The organism is Streptomyces soli (assembly GCF_003999195.1).
Classification (GTDB): domain Bacteria; phylum Actinomycetota; class Actinomycetes; order Streptomycetales; family Streptomycetaceae; genus Actinacidiphila; species Actinacidiphila soli.
This window is the reverse complement of record NZ_RJVR01000183.1, coordinates 1-19,283: the sequence shown is the minus strand read 5'-3', so window position 1 is coordinate 19,283 and position 19,283 is coordinate 1. Positions and strand designations below refer to the sequence as shown.

Sequence of the window (19,283 nt, the reverse complement as noted above, 5' to 3'; positions counted from 1 at the left end):
ACGAACGGGACCCCACACACCTCCATGAGCACTTCGAAGAACAGCAAGGCCGCCAAGGCCAACGCCGCCGAGCGCCGCGCCCGGGTCGCGGCTCAGCGGGAGGCGGCCAAGCGCGCGGAAGCCCGCCGCACCCTCATACGCCGGATATCCATCGGCGGCGGCGTGCTCGTCCTGGTCGGCGGAGTCGTCACCGGCGCGATCCTGGTCCACAACGCGGGCGGCGGCACGACCTCTTCCACCGCCAAGGGCAACGGCATCAAGTCCGTCCCCACCACCCCGCTGACCGCCGTCCAGGGCGCGGCCACCTCCCCGCCGTGGGCCGCCCCGACCGACGCCTCGGCCCGCGCGAAGGCCGCCGGGCTCCCGATGCTCGGCGCCGAGGGCCAGGTGCTGCACATCCACGCCCACCTGGACGTCATCGTCAACGGCAAGGCCGTGACCGTACCGGCCAACATCGGCATCGACGAGGCCAAACAGCAGCTCAGCCCGCTGCACACGCACGACACTACGGGTGTCATCCACATCGAGTCGCCGACGAAGGCCGACTTCACCCTCGGCCAGGTCATGACCGAGTGGAATGTGGCACTCAGCGACAAGGGCATCGGCGGCCTGAAGACCGGCGGCTCCAACCAGCTGTACGTCTACGTCGACGGCAAGGAGCAGACCGGCAATCCGGGCGCGATCAAGCTCGCCGCGCACGAGGAGATCGCCATCGTCTACGGCACGGACACCAGCACGGTGAAGGTGCCGAGTTCGTATACCTTCGCCAAGGGCGAGTAGCCCAACGGCGAACAACGCCAAGGGCGAACAGCCCGAAGGGCCCCGCCTCCTTGCACGAGGCGGGGCCCTTCTTCGTACGCGTACGAAAGGCTTACGTACCCGTCAGGCCGTCAGTGCGCCACGACCGGCACCGACAGCGCCTCCGCGCTCTCGCCGTCGCCAGACGTCGCGACCGGACCGCTGTCGCCCGGGCCGGTGTTGATCAGGACGGCCGCGATGACGGCCGCCACCGCCAGGATGCCGACGGCCCACCAGATGGCGCTGGCGTAGCCGTGCACGGCGGCGGCGTTAATGAAGCCCTGCTGGCCGAGGGTGCGGGCCTGCGCGGCGTGCGAGGCGACCCAGGCCGTGGTGGAGCTGGCGGCGATGGTGTTGAGGAGGGCGGTGCCGATGGCGCCGCCGACCTGCTGTGACGTGTTGACCATGGCCGAGGCGACCCCGGCGTCGCGCGGCTGGACGCCGTGCGTGGCCATGCTCATCGCCGGCATGAAGGCGGTACCCATGCCCAGGCCGAGCAGGATCTGCGCGGGCAGGACGAGCCCGGCGTAGGAGCTGCCGACCGACAGCTGGGTCAGGATCAGCATGCCGAGCGCCGCGGTCACGAATCCCGGGGCCATCAGCACCCGCGGCGGAACCCGGGTCATCAGCCGGGCGCCGATCTGGGTCGAGCCGGTGATCATGCCCGCGATCATCGGGAGGAACGCGAAACCGGTCTTGACCGGCGAGAATCCCTTGACGACCTGCAGGTAGTACGTGAGGAACAGGAACAGGCCGAACATGGCGATGACGGCCAGGCCGAGCGACATGTAGACGCCGCCACGGTTCCGGTCGGCCACGACGCGCAGCGGCAGCAGCGGTGCGCGGACCCGGCTCTCGACGAGCACGAAGGACAGCAGCAGCACGGCCGCGGCGACGAAGAGGCTGACGGTGGCGCCGGCGGACCAGCCGTCGGTAGAGGCGCGGGTGAAGCCGTAGACCAGCGAGACGAGGCCGAGGGTGGCCAGGACGACGCCGGGGATGTCGAGGGTGCCGCGGTTGCGGGCGCCGGCGGGCTCGCGGATCACCAGGAAGGCGCCGGTGGCCGCGATGGCCGCGAAGGGGATGTTCACGAAGAACGTCCAGCGCCAGTCGAGGTACTGGGTGAGCACGCCGCCGAGGATCAGGCCGACGGCACCGCCGCCGCCCGCGATGGCGCCGTAGATGCCGAACGCCTTGGCGCGCTCCTTGGCCTCGGTGAACATCACCGCGAGCAGCGAGAGCGCGGCGGGCGCGAGCAGCGCACCGAAGGCACCCTGCAGCGCGCGGGCGCCGAACAGCATGCCCTCGTTGACCGCCGCGCCACCGAGCGCGGACGCGCCGGCGAAGCCGATCAGTCCGGTGACGAAGGCACGGCGACGGCCCCACAGGTCCGCGATGCGGCCACCGAAGAGCAGAAGTCCGCCGAACGCCAGGGCGTAGGCGGTGATGACCCACTGCTTGTTGGCGTTGGAGATGCCCAGGTCGGTCTGGGCGTGCGGAAGGGCGATGTTCACGATGGTCGCGTCGAGCACGACCATCAACTGGGCGATGGCTATGAAGGTCAGCGCTTTCCAGCGCCGGGGATCGGGCTGTAGCGCCTGAGCCGCTTCTGACATGGGTTGACCCACTAACTGGTGCGGAGAAGTGACAACGGGACGTGTATGCACGTACGAGTGAAAAGTTGGGTCAGACGCGCTGAAGCTCCTGGAAGGTGACCGCCGTTCCGGGCAGTTCCGAACGCGCCGGGGCTTGCAGGCCGTCGAGAAAGATCAGCAGGTGGCGGTGGACGAACCGGTCCGCGTTCGCGCACGCCGTTCCCGGCAGCGGCCGGGAGAGCTGGGTGATCGCCACCATGAGGTCGCCCACGGCGACATCCGCGCGCAGCTGGCCGGAGCGGCGCGCCCGGTCCAGGATGTCCTCGGTCGTCCGCTCAAGGCGGTTACGGGATTCCACAACTTCGGGATGGGCCCGGTTGAATGCGTCGGAGAGCATCGAGCACAGCGCCCCGATCCGCTCCTCCGCCGCCCCGAGCACGAAGCGCCGCAGCGCCTGGAAGGCGTCCGGCTCCTCGGCGACTGCCGTGTCGGCCTGCTCCTGGATCCGCTCCATGACCGAGAGCGTCACCTGGAGCATCAGCTCCCCGCGGTCGGCGAAGTGCCGGTAGACCGTGGCATTGCCGACGCCCGCACGTCGCGCGACCTCGTCCAGCGGCACCTCGGCGCCGTACTCGACGAGCAGTTCACGCGCCGCCGCGACGATCCGGTCCCGGTTGCGCGAGGCGTCCGCCCGCAGCCGGGGGATGACGCAGCATTTGCGGTCCACGGCAGACCCATCCCTCCCCGTTCGGATGCGGGGAAAGACTCCCCGTTTCGCAATGACGTAGATGCAAACGGGGAGAGAGTCCCCGGAAATTTCACCGTGGAGTGTGACCTGCGTCACACAGCAAGCCCGTGGGCCGTACCGCGATCACGGTACCGCCCACGGGCTTTCAGGGGTGTTGCGTACGAATTTCGTACGGATTGACTATAGATTGCCTACGGGGTGCACCTACTCGACGATGAGCTCGACCTGGATGTTGCCCCGGGTGGCCTTGGAGTAGGGGCAGACCTCGTGGGCCTGCTTGACGAGCAACTCGCCGGTCTCGCCCTCCAGCTCGGCCGGAAGCTCGACGCGGATGACGGCGGAGAGTCCGAAGCCGCCGCCCTCCGAACCGATGGAGACCTCGGCGGTGACGGAGATGTCCTTGGTGTCGACCTTCGCCTGGCGGCCGACGAGGCCGAGCGCACTGGCGAAGCAGGCCGCGTAGCCGGCGGCGAAGAGCTGCTCGGGGTTGGTGCCCTGTCCGTTGCCGCCGAGCGCCGGGGGCATCGCCAGGGCGAGGTCCAGCTGACCGTCGGAGCTGACGGCGCGGCCCTCACGGCCGTTGGCGGTGGCGACAGCGGTGTACAGCGCGTCCATGGAAAACCATCCCTCTCGATGTCATTCGGGGTGCGTCCGAACTCGATGACGTCAGTAGAGCACGCAATTAAGTTGTGCGCAACTAAACTGGGTGCGGCGAGCTACCCTGGAGTCATGACGACGCCGACCGAGGAAGACTTCCTCCGCCTGGACCACATGGTCTGCTTCTCCCTCCATGCCGCCTCCCGGGCGTTCGACAGCGTGTACCGCGTCATCCTCAAGCGGCTCGGCCTCACCTACCCCCAGTACCTGGCGATGCTGGTGCTCTGGGAGCACGGCGAGCTGCCGGTGAAGAAGATCGGCGAGTATCTGCGGCTGGACTCCGGCACCCTGTCTCCGCTGCTCAAGCGCCTCGAAACCGCCGGTCTCGTACGCCGTGAGCGCAGCGCTGCCGACGAGCGCTCGGTGACCGTCCGCCTCACCGACGAGGGCGCCGCCCTGCGCGAACGCGCCCTGCTGGTCCCCCGCCGGATCTACGAGGCCACCGGCATCGGCTTCGACGAGCTGCGGGAGTTGCACGCACGCCTCGACCGGCTCACCGCGGCCCTCGACTCGGCCGCGCTCCCCGAGGAGCCGGACGCCGCGCACCGCTGACCGGCCACGCCATGGGTAGGCGCAGCCCATGACCGCGAAAGACACGAGGGACGCGAGAAACGCGAAGGGCACGAGGGACGGCCTGGCCGAATACCGCCGACGGCGCGACTTCTCGAAGACCGCCGAGCCGCGCGGCGGGCGGAAGAAGGCGGCCGGGGACCCGCGCTTCGTCGTACAGCTGCACGACGCGAGCACCCGGCACTTCGACTTCCGGCTCGAGGCGGACGGCGTGCTGAAGTCCTGGGCCGTCCCCAAGGGCCCGTCGACGGACCCGGGGGACAAACGGCTGGCGATGCCCACCGAGGACCATCCGCTGGACTACAAGGACTTCGAGGGGGTGATCGCCGACGGCGGGTACGGCGCCGGGACCGTGATCATCTGGGACGAGGGCACGTACCACAGCGACACCCCGCTCGCCGAAGCCCTGGCGAAGGGCCACGCCTCCTTCCGGCTCGACGGCTCCAAGCTGCACGGGGGCTACGCCCTCACGCGGTTCCGCGAGGCCGACGACGAAGCCTGGCTGCTGGTCAAGCGGGCCGACAGCCACACCGCCAAGCGCGGCGGGCGCGGTACGCCGGACGCCTCCCGCGCCCGGTCGGTGCGCAGCGGCCGTACGCTCAAGCAGCTCGCGAGGGACGCCGGGAGCTGAGCGGCCCATGACCACCACCCGCCCCGCCGCCACCCGCCCCGTTGTCGCCGAGCACCCGATGCTCGCCGTCCTCAGCGACCGCCGCACCTTCGACGGCTCCGACGGCTCCGACGGCGACTGGGTCTTCGAGCGCAAGCTCGACGGCGTACGGGCGCTCGCCTTCCGCGACGCGGACCGCGCGGGCGAGCACGGCGACGTACGGCTGCTGTCGCGCGGCGGCCACCCCCTGGAGAACACCTACCCGGAGATCGTGGACGCGCTGCGCGCCCAGCCCTGCCGCGACTTCGCGGTCGACGGTGAGATCGTCGCCCTCCATAACGGCCGCACCGACTTCGCCCGGCTGCAGCGGCGCATGGGCATCGCCGACCCGGCCGCCGCCCTCGCCACCGGGGTGGCCGTCACCTACTACATCTTCGACCTGCTGCGCCTCGACGGCCAGGACACCACCGGCCTGCCGCTCCGCCAACGCAAGCAACTGCTCCGCCAGGCCCTGGAGTTCCGTACGCCACTGCGCTTCACCCCGCACCGCAACCGCGACGGCGGCCAGTTGCTCGAGCAGGCCTGCGCCCGGGGCTGGGAGGGGCTCATCGCCAAGCGCGCCGACGCCCCCTACGTGCCCCGGCGGTCCACCGACTGGCTGAAGCTCAAGTGCACCGCAGGCCAGGAGCTGGTCATGGGCGGCTTCACCGAACCCGCCGGCAGCCGCGTCGGCTTCGGCGCCCTCCTGGTCGGCTACTACGACGACAACGGCCGCCTCCGCTACGCCGGGAAGGTCGGCACCGGCTACGACACCCGGACCCTGACCTCCCTCCGCCGCCGCCTGGACAGCCTCGAGCAGCCGGACTCGCCCTTCGCCGACCCCGTCCGCGAACGCGCCGTCCACTGGGTGCGCCCCGAGCTCGTCGCCCAGATCGGTTTCACCGAGTGGACCCGCGACGGCCGGCTCCGCCACCCCCGCTTCCTCGGCCTGCGCGACGACAAGCGCCCGCAGGAGGTCGTACGGGAGGAACCGCGCCCGGTGCGGTGACCAGCGCGAGGATTCAACGGCGGGGAGGCGCATGCCACTTGCCTGTTGTCAAGCCTCTCGTCCCACTCTTGTACCACTTGTGGAGGACATGAAAAGATCCGGCCCTGATCCCCCCGTCCCCCCTGTCGCATGTGAGCCAGGAAAGTGCCGCCTATGGCCGCCGATACGTCTGGTGACCGCCCGGATCTCGAAGCAGCCCTGCTGTCCGAGCACTGGCAACCAGTCCTCTGCTACGCCGACTTGTGCACGACCTCCGCCGAGGAGGCCGTACGGCTCGCCTCGGAGGCCTTCGCCCGCACCCTGCGCGAGGCCCCGCCATGGAGCGCACCGCACTTCGCCTGGCTCCCCCGGCTGCTCATCGGCGTACGCAACACGGCCGCCGACTGGCAGGCAGAGGGCAGCGCCCACCTCCTCGCCCCCGGACTGCGGGTCTGGCTGCAGGCGGAGGAGGGCCCCTCGACCGCGCTGCACGGCTTCCAGGACATGCCCGAGCCGGACAAGTCCCTGCTGTGGCACTCCGAGATCGAGTCACGGCCGCCGGCCGAGAGTGCGGCCGCGCTGGGCATCAGCACCGACCGTGCGGAAGAGGAGATCGTACGGACCCGGGAGCTGTTCCGGGAGTCGTGCCTGCGGGCGCGTATGCACACCCTCGTGGACAAGGAGTGCCGGGGCTACGCCAAGCTGCTCGACGTCGCCACCCGGGAGCCCGAGGCCCCGTACCCCGCGGACCTGTGCGGGCACCTGGACCGATGTCGGGACTGCGCCGCCACCGCCAAGGACTTCGCTCTGCACGGCGGCCGCCTGCCCTACACCCTCGCCGAGGGCGTCCTGGGCTGGGCGGGAGCGGCCTACCTCGACCGCCGCCGCGCCGTCTCGACCGCGCCGCCGGGGCCCATCGCCGTGTGATGTCGCACTGCGGCTGACGATCGTCATAGCTCACGGGGGCTGCCGCCTGCGACATCACGCGACGAGGCTCAGTAAGCACCTGCTCAGCCGCATCGACCATGGCACGCCCTCCTCAGCGCAGCAATCGGCTAGGCTGTCATCGGCCGTGCCGACCGCCTGCCGCGCGACGCCCGGCCCAAGCGTTTGCCTCAGTAGCTCAGGGGATAGAGCACCGCTCTCCTAAAGCGGGTGTCGCAGGTTCGAATCCTGCCTGGGGCACACAGCGCCTCTGCGGCGCGACGTACGACGAAGGCCCAGGTCAACCGGTCGGTACCGGAAACCTGGGCCTTGTTCGTGCGCGGCGGGTGGATCATGGTGCCGGAGCGGCCGTGCCAGATCCGTGCCAGATCAGTCGATCTTGGGCTTCTTCGGCTTCTCTGACCTGCCCGGCTTGCGCGCTTCCTTGATCTGCCGGTCCACGTGGTCGGCGATTTCCTCGTCCCGGCCGCCGACCAGGTGCTGATAGATCATCGCGGCCCGGACCGTGGAGTGTCCCATCCGGCTCATCAGCTCCCGTGTCGTCGCGCCACCGGTCGCCGCGAGGGTGTTACCGGTGTGCCGGAGATCGTGGAAGTGGACGCCCTTGATTCCGGCCGCCTTCAGTGCCGCCATCCACACCCCGTGGAAGTTGTTCCGGCGGAGCCTTCCGCCCCGAGGCCCCACGAAGAGCACCCCGGTACGGCCGCTCTCGCCGAAGATCCGTAAGTGCTCCGTCAGCTCCGGAACCAGCGAAGCGGGGAAGGACACCGTACGTATCCCGGCAGCGCTCTTCGGTGCCTTGATCTCTGCCTTTCCCTTCTGCGGTTCGGCCTGCGCCCGCCGCACGCGGACGTACCGCCCTTGCAGGTCGATGTCCCGACGTTGCAGGGCCGCCAGCTCCCCGAAGCGCAGTCCGGTGAAGGCCGCCAGCAGCACCATGACCCGGTACCGGCCCTCGATCGCGGCGGCGACCGCGAAGACCTCCTCCACGGTCAGGACCGGACGCTCCGCTGTCTTCGTGATGCCCGCACCCTTGATCCGGCACGGATTGCGCTGGATCAACCCGTCGTCCACGGCCGTATTCAGGATGGCCCGCAGGATCTGATACGCCTTCACGACTGTGGGTTCCCCAATGCCGGCCTCCAGCAGCTCCGCCCGCCAGCGGCGTACTGGGGGCGTGTCGATCTCGGCGAGGGCGAGCGCTCCGAGTGTGGGAAGGATGTGCAGCCGAAGTACGCCGCCGTTGCGGCCACGGGTCGTGGCCGCGTAGTCCCGCTCCCGGAACCAGGTGTTCGCGTAGTCGCCGAAGTTGGACTTGCCCGCGTCGGGGTCGGTCCACCGGCCCCGCACGATGTCCCCCTCGATCGCCGAGAGCGCCACCTCGGCATCGGTCTTGCTGGGGTAGGTGCGTTCGCCGTTCCTCAGTAGCTTTGTGCCCGGGTCCGGATAGCGGATCTGCCACCGGCCGGAGGAAGCTGACGGACCGCGCCGAAGCGCCTCTTGCGTCCACGGTTGTTGGGCATCAGGCCACCGCCCTTCCGATGCGACGAGAGATCGGGCGAGTCGTGTTCCGCGAGATGAAGTCGTCCAGTGCGGCTTCCGGGATGCGTACGTGCCTGCCGACACGGACGAAGGTGATCCGCCGCTCGGCGATGAGTCGGCGCGGAAACCGGACCGACGTACCGAGCCGTTCGGCCGCTTGCTGCACGCTCAGGAGGCGATCAGCCATAGTGCTTCTCCCTTCCCGCGCAGAGGTAGCGATGAGTGCCGCCTCAGGGCTGTAGCCGCGCCCCACATACCGCCATTGGCCGACCGTGACCGTGGCCCGGTCGCCGAGGCCGAGCGCCCCCCGCTGTTCCAGGGCGCGATGCTCGGCACGGGCCTGCCGGAGGGCGGTCAAGGTGGTGGAGTAGCGGCGTGACTTGGTGGAGAAGTGGCCGCCGTAGCCGAGCATGTGCGCCCAGCGGCGCAGCCCGAGCGGTTCGAAGGCAGGCAGGCCGCCGAGCCACCAGCAGGTTCCGATCATGCGGAGCGTGTGGTCCCGCACGGGCAGCATGACCAGGTCCCGGGCCCGGTGGATCCTGCCATCGACGGCGCCGGCCGCTTCCGCTCCCTTGGTGGCGTACTTGGCGATGTAGCGCGCCACGGCAGCCGAGGTCAGCCGCTCCCCCGCACCGAACGCAGCGATAGGCCGTACGTCCGTCTGTATGCCGAAGCTCAGCACGTGACGGCCGACGATCTCAGAGCCAGGAGCGATGAGCCGTGCCAGACCGGTCGCCCCGTGCACCGCGTCCGCCAGAAGGACCGTCGTCGCCCAGCCAGGCGGAGCCGTCCCCGCACCGTCCGGCCCGTCGAGCCGGATCACGGCATGGAAGTGCACCAGGCCGCGCCGCTGGTATTCGGCGACTTTGGCGTACGAAAGCCGCAGCGCGTCGGCCAGTTCGGTGCGGGTCTTCGACCGCCGGCCGCCAACGGCTGTGTCACTCCGCCGAGGGCCCGGGTAGCCGGGAAGTCCTCCGACTCCAGCCAGCGGGCAACCCGAACAACGCGTTCCATCCCGGCGAGGGCGTCAGAGTCGCGGGCCACACGGACGATGACCGGCGACGACGCTAAGCGAGTAGACCGCGTTGGAGCCGAGCCTCAGCAACTCGGCGCCGGTCGGGTCCAGCCCGGCCGTGGCGCACGCCTCGCGGAACGCAGCGCCCGCAGTCTCCACCGTGAACTCCGTGCCGGTGCCGTCGTCAGAGATCATGTCTCCGACCATACGGCGCCGCCGTGGCGCCCGACAGGTCGTCCTCACTAGAGCGAGGCAATGACCGAGGCGCGTGCCAGATGAGTGCCGCCGCTCCTGCCTCTTCTGGCTGGACTTCGATCATCTCCTCCGAGGCCACAGGCAGTTTCTTCACAATCTCCACCGCGTCGCACAGATCGGCCTCCACGATCACGCCTAGGGCCTGTCCGGCGGATCTTGCCGGACAGGCCACTGGTCCCGAGGAGGGCTCAGCGCTTGAGCGTGAAGGTGAAGTCGCCGGAGAGCTTGCCGCTCAGCCGGACTGCCGAAACGAGTTTCCCCTCCGTGATCAGTCTCTCGACCTCGGCCCGCGAAAGACCGCAACCTTCAGCGATCAGTCGCACCGGCCGGACAGGGATCCGCGCCGCACAGCGGACCGAGACGTCGATCACCTCGCGGTCCAGGTGATCCGATCCGCCGGTGTCGAGGCGCCAGGCGTTGTCCCAGTCGAGGGCGATGCGATTACGGCGCCGCACGACCGGATCCTGGAGCAGCTCAGCTGTCAGGCCAGGGTCGTTGTCATGCAGCCGGTCCAGCAGCTCAGGTCGTACGGAGCGCACATTCATCCGCTCCAGGACCGTGAGCTTTGCAGTTTCCCCGCAAGCGGTACAGAGCGCGAGGAGCCAGGCGTCGATGAGCTTGTGGTTTGCGTTGACGCGAAATTTACCGCTTGCCCGGAAGCGCTCGGACGCGCACGCGTGGCAACGGCGGAGAACGAGCGGCAGGCAGGTGGGCACGACCACCCAGTTTTTGAGCACAGAAGTACACCGGTTTCAGTGAGAAGTCCGCAGCAAAAAGCAGCGCGGCGCACATGCGCGACGCGCAACGAATCAGCGCTCGGGAGGTCTCACAGGGTGTACAACGGCACGTCCTTGACTAGACGACTTGGTTCGGCAGCACGGTAATGGCGCACAGCGGCGCTGCTCCACTGGTTTTCGAGCGCCGTCCTAGTAGCGCTTGGTCAGGTCCGGTTGGACTCGGCGCGCTCGGGAGATGTCCTCGCCGGACAGGCGTCATTGACCAGGGCGGACGATTCTGACGATCTTTGCCGACCGGGCACATCGAGAGGCAATCGCCGCAGGTCAGGCCGACCTGACCAAGCACTACTAGCTCTACAACTCGCTGTATCAGGGCGCGGTTGAAGAAGGCTCAATGATCGAAGCGCGTGCCAGATCCGTGCCAGATTGGGCAGCGATTAGCGGTCACGAGCGGACGTTCACGGCCTCGACCCGGCCGCCCCCACCCACCTGGGCCGGACCCAGGTCAGTGGCGTGATCGCCGGAGCACTCTCCTAAAGCGGGTGTCGCAGGTTCGAATCCTGCCTGGGGCACAAGCGCAAACGCCCCGGACCGATCATGGTCCGGGGTGTTTGGCATCTGAGTGTCACGCCCCCGCTCAAGGGCGGCGAGCGCGAAGACTGGGACGAGAAGAACGCGCGAGCAGTCGGGCGCAACTGTGAAGGCCAACGGTCCAGCAGGACCCGTCGAGCCCCTGACGTACATCATTGACCTAGGTGTAATCCAAGGCATGGCTCTCGACCGTGAGACCGTCGTGGCGAAGCTCGACGCGATCGCTGAAAACACCACCCTGGGCACGGGCTTCAGCTGTTCTCTTCCCGAGGACCGCGCGAAGGGTCTGCATGGGCGGGCGGCGTGCGCGCGGCGATCAGTTCGTGGAGTAGGCCTCGATGTCGGCGACGACGTTGACCGAGCCGTGGGGGTTGTAGAGGCCGACCGTGCCATGGGAGATGGGCAGGTAGGTGAGGACGGGTGTGGTCTGTCCGCGCATGAAGTTGAGCGCCGGCGCCGGGGGCTGGTAGGGGGAGCGGTCGCCCCAGGCGGTCAGGTACCCGTTGGCCGTGGAGCCGACGGCGGTCAGGTTCAGCAGTACCCCGGTGGCGTTGGCGGGGATCCCGGCGACGCCGGCGACCTTGAAGTGGAGGTTGCCGGTGGCCGGTATCGGACCCTTCCTGGCGCCGGTGCCCGAGCGTGTGTCCAGGACCCGCACCGGAGTGATCGGGTTCATGGGCTTGTTCACAGGTGTGCCCACCGGTCCGAACGGGACGTAATAGCCCTCCACCGAAGCAGTGAGGTCCACTGATCCGGCGTGGTTGCTGAGGGAGACCCGGCCCTGGGCGTCCACGGGAACAACGACCATGGCCGAACGGGTCTCCCCCGCAGAGAAGTTGAGGTTGGACGCGTTCGGCACGCTGCCGCCCGGCTGGTAGCACCTGCCACCTGGTCGATGGCCCGCGGACAATCTACGAGGTCTCGCGCCGCTACCCGTCGACGGGGCCCTCGTCGGCGCCGACTCTGCCCGGCTGGTACGGATGACGCCTGATGGGAAGCGGCGGCAGATCGCCACGACGGGTCAGGTCCCCTTCCTGCTCAAGCCCGATGCCGACGGCGGAAGCCGCGTACGGCTGGTCAGTCGGTCGCCTGGGGTCGGTGACGGTCGGCGGCGGTCATCGTGGTTGCTGTACTTCATTGCTGTACTGCACACGGCTCCGGAGGCACCGGGGGTCTCCGCTGTGCTGGCAAGGCAAACATGCACCCCGGGGTCGGCCCAGGCGGGTCTTCCGGCAGCCTAATGGCCACAGCGGTTCAGCTCCCGGTGGCCGTTGGTGAGGGGGCGGCCGTACCATCGCCGCGAGGGGGTGCGATGCCTGAGCAGGATGGCCTTATCGAAGTCTGGCGCGTCAGTCCGCAAGGCCTCAGTACGGGCTATGCACTTGCCGGTGTGACCGCCTTGGCAGCAGCAGTGCGCTGGCTGACCCTGGCCGTCCATCCCGACTTGGAACACCTGACTTCGGCAGCGGAGGCCACTGCGGTCGCGCTCGGCTTCGGACTGTCCTCATGGTGGAACCTGCTGCGAGTGCGGCTGGAACTCACCCCAGAGGTCATCATCATGGTGAATCCTTCTCGAAGAAGTGACGCGACGGGTCTACGACCTGCGGTCATCTAACCGATCAACGCTGGGACCTGCGGTTGAGCTGTCAGCGGTTGTCAGCGTTGGTCATCGCTGAGCGCCCTTTCACGGCCCAGAGACGGCCCGGGCATGGCGCTCACTCCTGTGCGCGAGCCTCGCGGACCGGCGGCGAGGGAGAGCACCAGGTCGTGCCGCCCGTCAGGGACGAGGACGTGCAGCCCCAGCACGAGACGGACGACGTAAACCTCAGGCGCGACGGGGACAGACGCCTCCGGCAGGGCAGCGAACGGCACGAAGCCGGCGCAGCCCGCTTCCATCAGTCCCGCGTGTGTCCAATCCACGACCCCAGTCTGAGGCCCAGGAGCCAGTGACCGTCGTCCTGGTAGGGGCCCAAAGCGTACATGTACTCGCATCCGAGTACGTCCACGAAGAACTCGCGTGCCTGATCGAGGTCGGGCACGGTGAGGCCGACGTGGTCCAGACGGGTCAGCCCAGGGATGAAGTCAAAATGGATCCATTAGCTTGCCTTCACGCATCCTACGGCACATAATCTAGGGAGAAAATGGCCTATCTCGGACGAGATGGCTTACGCAATGGATCCATTCCCGTGTCTCAGTCACTCTCAGGGAGCGCCCATGCCTAACCGTGACACTCTGACCCTCAGCTCGCCCTGGGTCGAGCTGAGCGCCTCAGCCGACCTTTGGGTCATGGTCGGGCGTGCCCTGGGGGGCGGACGCTGGTGCCAGTGGTCGGGCGGGGTGGGGATCGTCCCCCCGCTCATCACCCACAGCGCCCCGCCGCTGTGGACCTGCGCCCCCAGCGCCGAGTACAAGCCCAAGGCCCCGAGGAAGACCACGTGAGCGACACCGCCGAGATCCTGTACGGCCACTGCGCCTCCTGCAACCGCGTCGTACCCCTGCGGCACGGCACCCTCGCCCCGCACGACTCCCAGCCGCCGCTGCGCGTCTACTGCTATGGCTCCAACCAGGCCCCCGCGCAGGCAGAGCAACCCGACCCCGGCCAGCAGGGCTGCCCACGACACGGAGACTGGTACCTGGAGACGATGCCCTGCACCTGCATTCCCACCCCCGCGCCCCAGGCCCCGCCACTGCCCTTCCCTGACCCGTGGGTACCAACCGGCACCGCCGAGACCCACAAGGCCCCTGCGGCCACTTGCTGCGCCTGATCCCGCCCGCTACGTGGGCCCGGACGGCACGGAGAACAGCCAGTCCTTCCCGGACAGGCAGAAGCGCAGGGCAGAAGCGTGGTTTCCAACATCGAAGCGGGCATGACGCGCGGCGACTACATCGATCCGACCGCTGGCAGGACACGTTCGCGCAGTACGTCACCGCCTGGATTGCCAGCCACGGACCCGTCCACGCGAGAGTCCGTCGAGATGCGGCTGCGGCTGCATGCTGTGCCCCACTTAGCTTAGGTACGCGCCCGATGGCCTCGTTCCAGCCGATGCACATTCGCCTCTGGATACCGACCGCCAAGGCCGCACCCCTCCACAACGTCCGCCACGTCTTCGCCACCACCCCCGGACAGCGCGCAGGTTCGAGTCATGGGGTATCCGCGTGGTCCTTGCAGGCTCCCGTGCCTGCAAGGACCACGTCGGGATCAGGTCAGGATGCGTTCCGTCAGGTTGTGCACCAGGCCGTCGGCGGCGTGTGGGGTATGGACCCCGCCGAATATCTGGAAGTCGGGGCGGATCAGCACGACCGATGCGTTCAGCCGATCGAACCATTCGGCGTACTTGCCCTCGGTGTCCGTGAGTCCTCCGGGCCCGAAGTGGGCGCTGCTGCCGCCCAGTTGCTTCCAGTCCGCACGGTGGACCGGGGAGAGCAGATCGGCCGGGTCGCGGTCACGTCCGAGAAGGACGAAGCCCGGTGGAGTGATCACCTCGTCGAGCAGCCCCGTTCGCGTTCCCGTGCTGACCGTGGCCTGCAGCCCGAGATTGCCGCCGATCCCGTCGTCCTGCAGGGTGCCGCCCTGCAGGAGCCAGCTCTTGTCCATTCCCATTGCTTGCAGGCCCTCGGATCCGAGAGCCTTGAGCCCGGCGTCACGCAGCTCGGACTCTTCCGGATCGGTCATGCAGATCAAATGACCCATCCCAACGGTCTCTTCGACGATCTGCGCGACCTGCCCGGAGCGCTCGGCGGCGTAATCGTCGAGGAGCGACTCCTTGACTCCTCCCTTGGCCAACAGGGCAAGAAGCCAGGCGAGATTGGCGGCGTCACGGATGCCGGAGTTCAGGCCCTGGCCCAGGAACGGCGGCATCTGGTGAGCGGCATCGCCGGCGAGGACGGTGCGGCCCTTGCGCCACTGGCCGGCCCAGCGGCCACGGAAGGTGTACCGGGAGTGCCGGACCAGGTCCGCGTTGCCGGGATGGATACCCCAGGGCCCCGATCTACTTCAGGAGAGCCGTGGCCTGCGGCACTCCGGCGGATACGCTCATACGAGCCACCGTGGGTGTCGTCACCAGGTGGCTTTGGGTGACAGCCGACGACCCGGAGGTTTTGAAGGTGACGTCGCGCCCGGAGAGTTTGACGGTCAGGCCAGTCGACCCCGTGGATATTCGGTCCAAAGTCAGTCCCTTGGGGACGTTGTCCAGGGGAATGTCCCGATCGAAGATTCCGCTGATCAAATCCCATGCGGATTAAGGCAGTTGGTCCGAGGCAACGCTCACATCCTTGAAGGCGATGCTCGCCGGGCCTCCCTTCACCACCCGGGCGTTCACCGTGAGCTGTCCAACCATCGGGGCCATGACGGTTGCAGTGATGTGCCCGGGGGCCGACCCCGCTTTCACTTCGATCCCGAGCGCGTCGGACAGATCCTGGTACGAGACGAAGGCGGAGGCTGTGGCAGAACCGGCGTGCGCCCCGTTCGCATCCGAGCTCTTCCTGACTTTCGCCATGTGAACGTCCAGGTCCGTCCACCACCGATGGCGGGGTCCCTGGTCGGGGGATGCGGGTGCGGTGCCGACGTAGATCTCGTCAGCAAGTGTGCTGGACATGCGATGACTCTCTGGGGGCCTGGGAGGCCGATCAGGTGTGCAGCAGCGCGGGAAGCAAGGTCTGGTCGACACACCTGGCGAGGTAGTCGGCGTCGGCGGGCAGGCACTCGAATATCGGACGAGTGAGCATCAAACTGAGCAGGATCTGCGGCAGGAAGTCGGTGGCAGACGGTCGGCGAGGCAACTCGCCACGCTCAACAGCTCGATCGACGACCCCAATTAGGTCCGCGAACCAAGGCTCCACCAGCGTGTCTCGCACCGCTTCGGCGAGATTCTCGTCGCTCAGCAGAGCGTGTCCGAGCGCGGCGAACAGCGGCGCGTCCTTCTCCGCATGAGGCCCCAACAACTCGACCATGGCCATCAGATCGCCGCGGAGCGTGCCGGTGTCGATTTCCTCCGGTCTCATCGGCCGCGTGGCGTAGAGCGCGGCAGCCACCATCTGCGGTTTCCCCGGCCACAGGCGATAGAGCGTGGCCTTACTGCAGCGCGCCTTGGCCGCTACCAGGTCCATCGACAACTCGTCATAGCTGACCTCGCGCAAGGCATCCACCGTCGCGGCCAGCAACTCGGTCTCCCGTTCGGGGGTCATCCGAGGGCGGCGGATCGTCGCATCGTCGTTGTCACGTGACATCGGCACTCCATTTAGTACAGAACGGTTTCGTACCATCAACATAGAGCAAGCTCGGGAGAAACGCAACCGTACTATCTGCTGACAGTCGCGCCGGGGGGTCGGCCACCGCTTGGAACGGTTCAGCAGAGCGCTCCTGCTCACTTCCCGCGGGAGCGTCCTACCCCAGCGTGCCGCGTAACCGCTGGCCGGCGCACTGACCGCGGCGGCCCCAGGCCACGAGGTCCTGGCCGGGGTGAATGCGGCTCCCCGCCCCCGCACTCCTCGTGCCCGACATCGTCGTCCTGCCCACCGCGGCCGCGCCCGCGGGCAGAGCGGTACGTGGACGCCGCGGCCCATGTCCACCCGGCCGTGGAGATCACTGACGCCAACAGCACCGTGACCGTGCTCGCCGCCACAGCCCGAGGCGTACGCGGCCTCTGCGAAGTCCGAGACGCCGGCCCTCCCGTGCCCCTCACCGACGAAGGCCCGACCATCTACCGAGTCGACCTCGACGAGGCTTCGGACAAAAACCAACTCGCCCGCGGTCCGGGATGGCGGGCAACCGGCCGGCGCCCGCAGGTGCATCGTGGCTGACGCGGGGGGCTGCCATCCCGCCTGCCTCGACTCAGGCAAAGCCGAGCAGCCCTGGTCATCCCTGTCCAAATCGTTCGTACAGTGGCGCGCTCCATCTGGACAGGGACGACCAGGCCCGCTCCACTGGCGTGTGGGTCGACGGCAGACGGGATGGCAGCAGGGACAGTTGTGGTTCCTACCGGAAGAAAAATGCTGCGCCTCCCACTCGCGAGGGATCACATACGGTTAAGGATCACGTGCGGTCAGTTGACCTCGGGATGAGCCTGGCGCGTGGTGGCTCAGATCGGCGACCGCGTCCATGACGACCTCGACGTACCGGTTTCGGGAGCGCTGATAATGCATTTGCGAGTCCGGAACGAACAGGCGAGTGCGCCGGTGACAGCGGAGCCACGCCAGAACGGGCCGGCCAGCTCGTTCGAATCTGAGTGTGATGAGCGACACACACCATATATCCCTAAACCGGGTACTTTCGAACGATGGTTTCTGAGCGCGCGCTGCCAGCCGATTGGCTCGACCGCATGACCGCCGCGATCCCGACGGTCCGGAACACACCTCGCAGGCGGGCAGTGGACAGGCCTGAGTACATGGTGCCCGCCGCAGTGCCGGGGTCCTCCGATTTGGTCGGCGCGCCGATCGCGATGATCGACTCGGAAGGGACGGTGGTCGGGTGGACGCAGGCTGCCCAGCGGCTGGTCGGCTACTCGCACGCGGAGGTGGTGAGCCAACCCGCCGCAGTCATTCTGGCGTCTGCCGAAGACCGGGCGAAGGCATCCGCCTTCGCGGAGCAGTGCCGTGCCCGGGGTGGCTGGTCCGGCCTTGCGGCGCTGCGCCACCGCGACGGCCGCAAGCTCGAGGTGAGCCTGCGGGTCTCCCCGCTGTCGGGGCAGGACGGCAGCGCCCATTGGCTCGTCTCAGTGACCGACTTGGCCGCGGTCTCCTCGTCGGCGGTGAACGGATTGAGGCCATCGTCGCTTCTGACCCGCGCGCCGATCGGGATCACCGTCCGCGACCTGGAGCTGCGCTGCACCTGGCTGAACGACCTCGCAGAGCGCCGGGACGACATCCTTCCCGAGGTGCGGCTGGGACGGCGGCTGACGGAGGTGGTGGCCGGCTTCGAGGCCGAAGCACTCGAGGCGGCGATGCGGCAGGTGCTGGAGAGCGGTACCCCAGTGGTCGACCTTGAGTACCCGGCATGGAATGCGCGCCGGAAACACGCGTTCACGGTCTCCTACTTCCGCCTCGAGGACGCGGAGGGCCACGCGCTGGCCGTGTGCGGCATGTGCGTAAACGTCACCGACAGGGAGCGGGCGCGCGAACGCCTGGCGATCCTCAGCGAGGCCAGCACGCGGATCGGCACCACCCTGGACGTCATGCGGACCGGGCAGGAGCTGGCCGACCTCGCGGTGCCGCTCCTCGCCGACTTCGTCGCCGTCGACCTGACGGAGTCGGTCCCGCTCGGCGAGGAGCCCCTGGCCCGGCTGGGGCCGATGGGCGAGCGCATCCCCGTCTTCCGCCGCGCGGGCCTGGCATCGATCCACCCCGGGGCCCCGGAGGCCTTGTGCGCACGGGGGGAGGCGGTCTTCGTCCCGTCGGCCTCGCCCTACAACCGCGTCCTGTCCACCGGGAAGCCCTACCTGGAACCGGTCCTGGACACCTCCCCCGGCACATGGCTCGACCAGGACCCCCCACGGGCGCAGAAGATCCACGAGTACGGGTTCCACTCCATGATGGTTGTGCCGATCCACGCGCGCGACGCGGTGCTGGGCGTGGCGGTCTTCGCCCGTACCGAGGACCTGATGCCGTTCGAGGAGGACGACCTGCTGCTGGCCGAGGAACTCGTCTCCCGGGCCGCACTGTCTCTGGACAACGCCAACCGGTACACCCGTGAGCGCACCGCGGCCCTTGCCCTGCAGCGCAACCTGCTCCCACAGCGCCTGACGGGCGGGTGCGCGGTCGAGGTGGCCTCGCGTTATCTGCCGGCCGACATTCACCGCGGCGTCGGGGGTGACTGGTTCGACGTGATTCCGCTGTCCGGTGCCCGGGTGGCCCTGCTCGTCGGCGACGTGGTCGGGCACGGCATCAACGCCGCGGCGACCATGGGCCGGCTCCGCACCGCCGTGCACACCCTCGCCGACATGGACCTGCCCCCCGACGAACTGCTGGCCCACCTGGACGACCTGGCCATCCGCCTCACCGAGGAGGACGCCGACGCCACGGGCCCGGCCACCGCCGTGGTGGGTGCCACCTGCCTGTACGCCGTCTACGACCCGGTCACCCGGCGCTGCACGATGGCACGGGCCGGCCACCCCCCGCCCGCGATCATCGACCCGCACGGCCACGTCACCTTCCCCGACCTCCCCGCCGGAACCCCACTCGGCCTCGGACTGACCCCCT

The 19,283-nt window shown here is 68.7% G+C and carries 22 protein-coding genes, 2 tRNA genes and 2 pseudogenes; 12 read left to right on the top strand and 14 right to left on the bottom strand.

Translation table 11 applies throughout. The annotated features are described in order from the left end of the window. Nucleotides 1-24 precede the first annotated feature (24 nt). Complete coding sequence (locus tag EFK10_RS16905; protein WP_127356516.1) at nt 25-780, top strand: hypothetical protein; 756 nt, start codon at nt 25-27, stop codon at nt 778-780. Between the two features lie 110 nt (nt 781-890). On the opposite strand, the gene EFK10_RS16900 is transcribed toward EFK10_RS16905, so the two are convergent. The 3 genes from EFK10_RS16900 to EFK10_RS16890 all read right to left on the bottom strand — a co-directional run bounded on the left by EFK10_RS16900 (nt 891) and on the right by EFK10_RS16890 (nt 3,756). Further along, complete coding sequence (locus EFK10_RS16900; protein WP_127356515.1) at nt 891-2,414, bottom strand: MFS transporter; 1,524 nt, start codon at nt 2,412-2,414, stop codon at nt 891-893. A gap of 70 nt (nt 2,415-2,484) precedes the next feature. After that, nucleotides 2,485-3,120: a TetR/AcrR family transcriptional regulator gene (locus EFK10_RS16895; RefSeq protein ID WP_127356514.1), complete on the bottom strand. Its 636-nt coding sequence runs from the start codon at nt 3,118-3,120 to the stop codon at nt 2,485-2,487. A 225-nt stretch (nt 3,121-3,345) separates the two neighbouring features. Beyond that, nucleotides 3,346-3,756 (bottom strand): organic hydroperoxide resistance protein, encoded by a 411-nt coding sequence (locus tag EFK10_RS16890; protein WP_127356513.1) that lies wholly within the window; start codon nt 3,754-3,756, stop codon nt 3,346-3,348. Nucleotides 3,757-3,870: 114 nt separating this feature from the next. On the opposite strand from EFK10_RS16890, the gene EFK10_RS16885 reads away from it, so the two are divergent. The 5 genes from EFK10_RS16885 (at nt 3,871) to EFK10_RS16865 (ending at nt 7,190) form a co-directional block, all read left to right on the top strand. After that, nucleotides 3,871-4,350, top strand: a complete 480-nt coding sequence (locus EFK10_RS16885; RefSeq protein WP_127356512.1) for a MarR family winged helix-turn-helix transcriptional regulator — start codon at nt 3,871-3,873, stop codon at nt 4,348-4,350. Between the two features lie 28 nt (nt 4,351-4,378). Then, entirely contained in the window at nt 4,379-4,999 is a 621-nt protein-coding gene (locus tag EFK10_RS16880; RefSeq protein ID WP_127356511.1) for a DNA polymerase ligase N-terminal domain-containing protein, read from the top strand. 7 nt (nt 5,000-5,006) lie between these two features. Then, on the top strand, nt 5,007-6,026 hold the full coding sequence (gene ligD / locus EFK10_RS16875; RefSeq protein ID WP_127356510.1) for a non-homologous end-joining DNA ligase: 1,020 nt from the start codon (nt 5,007-5,009) through the stop codon (nt 6,024-6,026). 153 nt (nt 6,027-6,179) lie between these two features. Then, the gene (locus EFK10_RS16870; protein ID WP_127356509.1) at nt 6,180-6,932 is read left to right on the top strand and encodes an RNA polymerase sigma factor; all 753 of its coding nucleotides are present in this window, start codon (nt 6,180-6,182) and stop codon (nt 6,930-6,932) included. A 185-nt stretch (nt 6,933-7,117) separates the two neighbouring features. Continuing rightward, nucleotides 7,118-7,190, top strand: a tRNA-Arg gene (locus tag EFK10_RS16865). A gap of 129 nt (nt 7,191-7,319) precedes the next feature. Here EFK10_RS16865 and EFK10_RS16860 read toward each other — a convergent pair. From EFK10_RS16860 to EFK10_RS16845, 5 genes and pseudogenes are all read right to left on the bottom strand, one after another. Next, nucleotides 7,320-8,473, bottom strand: a pseudogene (locus EFK10_RS16860) (tyrosine-type recombinase/integrase). Then, nucleotides 8,473-8,679 (bottom strand): helix-turn-helix domain-containing protein, encoded by a 207-nt coding sequence (locus EFK10_RS50280; RefSeq protein WP_240677265.1) that lies wholly within the window; start codon nt 8,677-8,679, stop codon nt 8,473-8,475. The pseudogene EFK10_RS16860 and the gene EFK10_RS50280 overlap by 1 nt, the downstream one beginning before the upstream one ends. A gap of 9 nt (nt 8,680-8,688) precedes the next feature. Continuing rightward, nucleotides 8,689-9,414, bottom strand: a pseudogene (locus tag EFK10_RS16855) (replication initiator); the annotation flags it as partial. A gap of 105 nt (nt 9,415-9,519) precedes the next feature. Continuing rightward, nucleotides 9,520-9,702 carry a hypothetical protein gene (locus EFK10_RS52670; protein WP_322973344.1) on the bottom strand — a complete coding sequence of 61 codons (183 nt, stop codon included), beginning with the start codon at nt 9,700-9,702 and terminating at the stop codon, nt 9,520-9,522. 248 nt (nt 9,703-9,950) lie between these two features. After that, the gene (locus EFK10_RS16845; RefSeq protein ID WP_127356507.1) at nt 9,951-10,499 is read right to left on the bottom strand and encodes a DUF1062 domain-containing protein; all 549 of its coding nucleotides are present in this window, start codon (nt 10,497-10,499) and stop codon (nt 9,951-9,953) included. Between the two features lie 502 nt (nt 10,500-11,001). Here EFK10_RS16845 and EFK10_RS16840 point away from each other — a divergent pair. Beyond that, nucleotides 11,002-11,068 (top strand) — tRNA-Arg (locus EFK10_RS16840). 338 nt (nt 11,069-11,406) lie between these two features. Here EFK10_RS16840 and EFK10_RS16835 read toward each other — a convergent pair. Next, entirely contained in the window at nt 11,407-11,949 is a 543-nt protein-coding gene (locus EFK10_RS16835) for a hypothetical protein (RefSeq protein WP_206305476.1), read from the bottom strand. Nucleotides 11,950-12,402: 453 nt separating this feature from the next. On the opposite strand from EFK10_RS16835, the gene EFK10_RS16830 reads away from it, so the two are divergent. After that, entirely contained in the window at nt 12,403-12,705 is a 303-nt protein-coding gene (locus EFK10_RS16830; protein WP_127356505.1) for a hypothetical protein, read from the top strand. 41 nt (nt 12,706-12,746) lie between these two features. Here the strand turns inward: EFK10_RS16830 and EFK10_RS16825 are convergent, their stop codons facing one another. Together EFK10_RS16825 and EFK10_RS52665 are read right to left on the bottom strand one after the other, a co-directional pair. Continuing rightward, the gene (locus EFK10_RS16825) at nt 12,747-13,010 is read right to left on the bottom strand and encodes a hypothetical protein (RefSeq protein ID WP_127356504.1); all 264 of its coding nucleotides are present in this window, start codon (nt 13,008-13,010) and stop codon (nt 12,747-12,749) included. Beyond that, the gene (locus EFK10_RS52665; protein WP_322973346.1) at nt 12,986-13,150 is read right to left on the bottom strand and encodes a VOC family protein; all 165 of its coding nucleotides are present in this window, start codon (nt 13,148-13,150) and stop codon (nt 12,986-12,988) included. Before EFK10_RS52665 ends, EFK10_RS16825 begins: the two co-directional genes overlap by 25 nt. 154 nt (nt 13,151-13,304) lie before the next feature. Here EFK10_RS52665 and EFK10_RS16815 point away from each other — a divergent pair, with 154 nt between their 5' ends. Then, entirely contained in the window at nt 13,305-13,529 is a 225-nt protein-coding gene (locus EFK10_RS16815; protein WP_127356503.1) for a hypothetical protein, read from the top strand. After that, a complete protein-coding gene (locus tag EFK10_RS16810) occupies nt 13,526-13,855 on the top strand; it encodes a hypothetical protein (protein ID WP_127356502.1) in 330 nt (109 codons plus the stop codon). Before EFK10_RS16815 ends, EFK10_RS16810 begins: the two co-directional genes overlap by 4 nt. A gap of 434 nt (nt 13,856-14,289) precedes the next feature. On the opposite strand, the gene EFK10_RS16805 is transcribed toward EFK10_RS16810, so the two are convergent. The 3 genes from EFK10_RS16805 to EFK10_RS16795 all read right to left on the bottom strand — a co-directional run bounded on the left by EFK10_RS16805 (nt 14,290) and on the right by EFK10_RS16795 (nt 16,316). After that, nucleotides 14,290-15,063 (bottom strand): FAD-dependent monooxygenase, encoded by a 774-nt coding sequence (locus EFK10_RS16805; protein ID WP_127356501.1) that lies wholly within the window; start codon nt 15,061-15,063, stop codon nt 14,290-14,292. Nucleotides 15,064-15,328: 265 nt separating this feature from the next. Next, nucleotides 15,329-15,685 carry a hypothetical protein gene (locus EFK10_RS16800; protein ID WP_127356500.1) on the bottom strand — a complete coding sequence of 119 codons (357 nt, stop codon included), beginning with the start codon at nt 15,683-15,685 and terminating at the stop codon, nt 15,329-15,331. A gap of 31 nt (nt 15,686-15,716) precedes the next feature. After that, complete coding sequence (locus tag EFK10_RS16795; RefSeq protein ID WP_127356499.1) at nt 15,717-16,316, bottom strand: TetR-like C-terminal domain-containing protein; 600 nt, start codon at nt 16,314-16,316, stop codon at nt 15,717-15,719. Nucleotides 16,317-16,634: 318 nt separating this feature from the next. Here EFK10_RS16795 and EFK10_RS16790 point away from each other — a divergent pair, with 318 nt between their 5' ends. Both EFK10_RS16790 and EFK10_RS16785 read left to right on the top strand, forming a co-directional pair. Beyond that, nucleotides 16,635-16,889: a hypothetical protein gene (locus tag EFK10_RS16790; protein ID WP_322973347.1), complete on the top strand. Its 255-nt coding sequence runs from the start codon at nt 16,635-16,637 to the stop codon at nt 16,887-16,889. A gap of 584 nt (nt 16,890-17,473) precedes the next feature. Further along, on the top strand, nt 17,474-19,283 hold a 1,810-nt coding region (locus tag EFK10_RS16785), incomplete at its 3' end, for a SpoIIE family protein phosphatase (protein ID WP_127356498.1).

What these genes read in the sequence shown, in the direction of transcription:
- EFK10_RS16905 (WP_127356516.1), top strand. Translation starts at nt 25, where the DNA reads ATGAGCACTTCGAAGAACAGCAAGGCCGCCAAGGCCAACGCCGCCGAG.
- EFK10_RS16900 (WP_127356515.1), bottom strand. Translation starts at nt 2,414, where the DNA reads ATGTCAGAAGCGGCTCAGGCGCTACAGCCCGATCCCCGGCGCTGGAAA.
- EFK10_RS16890 (WP_127356513.1), bottom strand. Translation starts at nt 3,756, where the DNA reads ATGGACGCGCTGTACACCGCTGTCGCCACCGCCAACGGCCGTGAGGGC.
- EFK10_RS16885 (WP_127356512.1), top strand. Translation starts at nt 3,871, where the DNA reads ATGACGACGCCGACCGAGGAAGACTTCCTCCGCCTGGACCACATGGTC.
- EFK10_RS16880 (WP_127356511.1), top strand. Translation starts at nt 4,379, where the DNA reads ATGACCGCGAAAGACACGAGGGACGCGAGAAACGCGAAGGGCACGAGG.
- ligD (WP_127356510.1), top strand. Translation starts at nt 5,007, where the DNA reads ATGACCACCACCCGCCCCGCCGCCACCCGCCCCGTTGTCGCCGAGCAC.
- EFK10_RS16870 (WP_127356509.1), top strand. Translation starts at nt 6,180, where the DNA reads ATGGCCGCCGATACGTCTGGTGACCGCCCGGATCTCGAAGCAGCCCTG.
- EFK10_RS50280 (WP_240677265.1), bottom strand. Translation starts at nt 8,679, where the DNA reads ATGGCTGATCGCCTCCTGAGCGTGCAGCAAGCGGCCGAACGGCTCGGT.
- EFK10_RS52670 (WP_322973344.1), bottom strand. Translation starts at nt 9,702, where the DNA reads ATGATCTCTGACGACGGCACCGGCACGGAGTTCACGGTGGAGACTGCG.
- EFK10_RS16830 (WP_127356505.1), top strand. Translation starts at nt 12,403, where the DNA reads ATGCCTGAGCAGGATGGCCTTATCGAAGTCTGGCGCGTCAGTCCGCAA.
- EFK10_RS16815 (WP_127356503.1), top strand. Translation starts at nt 13,305, where the DNA reads ATGCCTAACCGTGACACTCTGACCCTCAGCTCGCCCTGGGTCGAGCTG.
- EFK10_RS16800 (WP_127356500.1), bottom strand. Translation starts at nt 15,685, where the DNA reads ATGTCCAGCACACTTGCTGACGAGATCTACGTCGGCACCGCACCCGCA.
- EFK10_RS16795 (WP_127356499.1), bottom strand. Translation starts at nt 16,316, where the DNA reads ATGTCACGTGACAACGACGATGCGACGATCCGCCGCCCTCGGATGACC.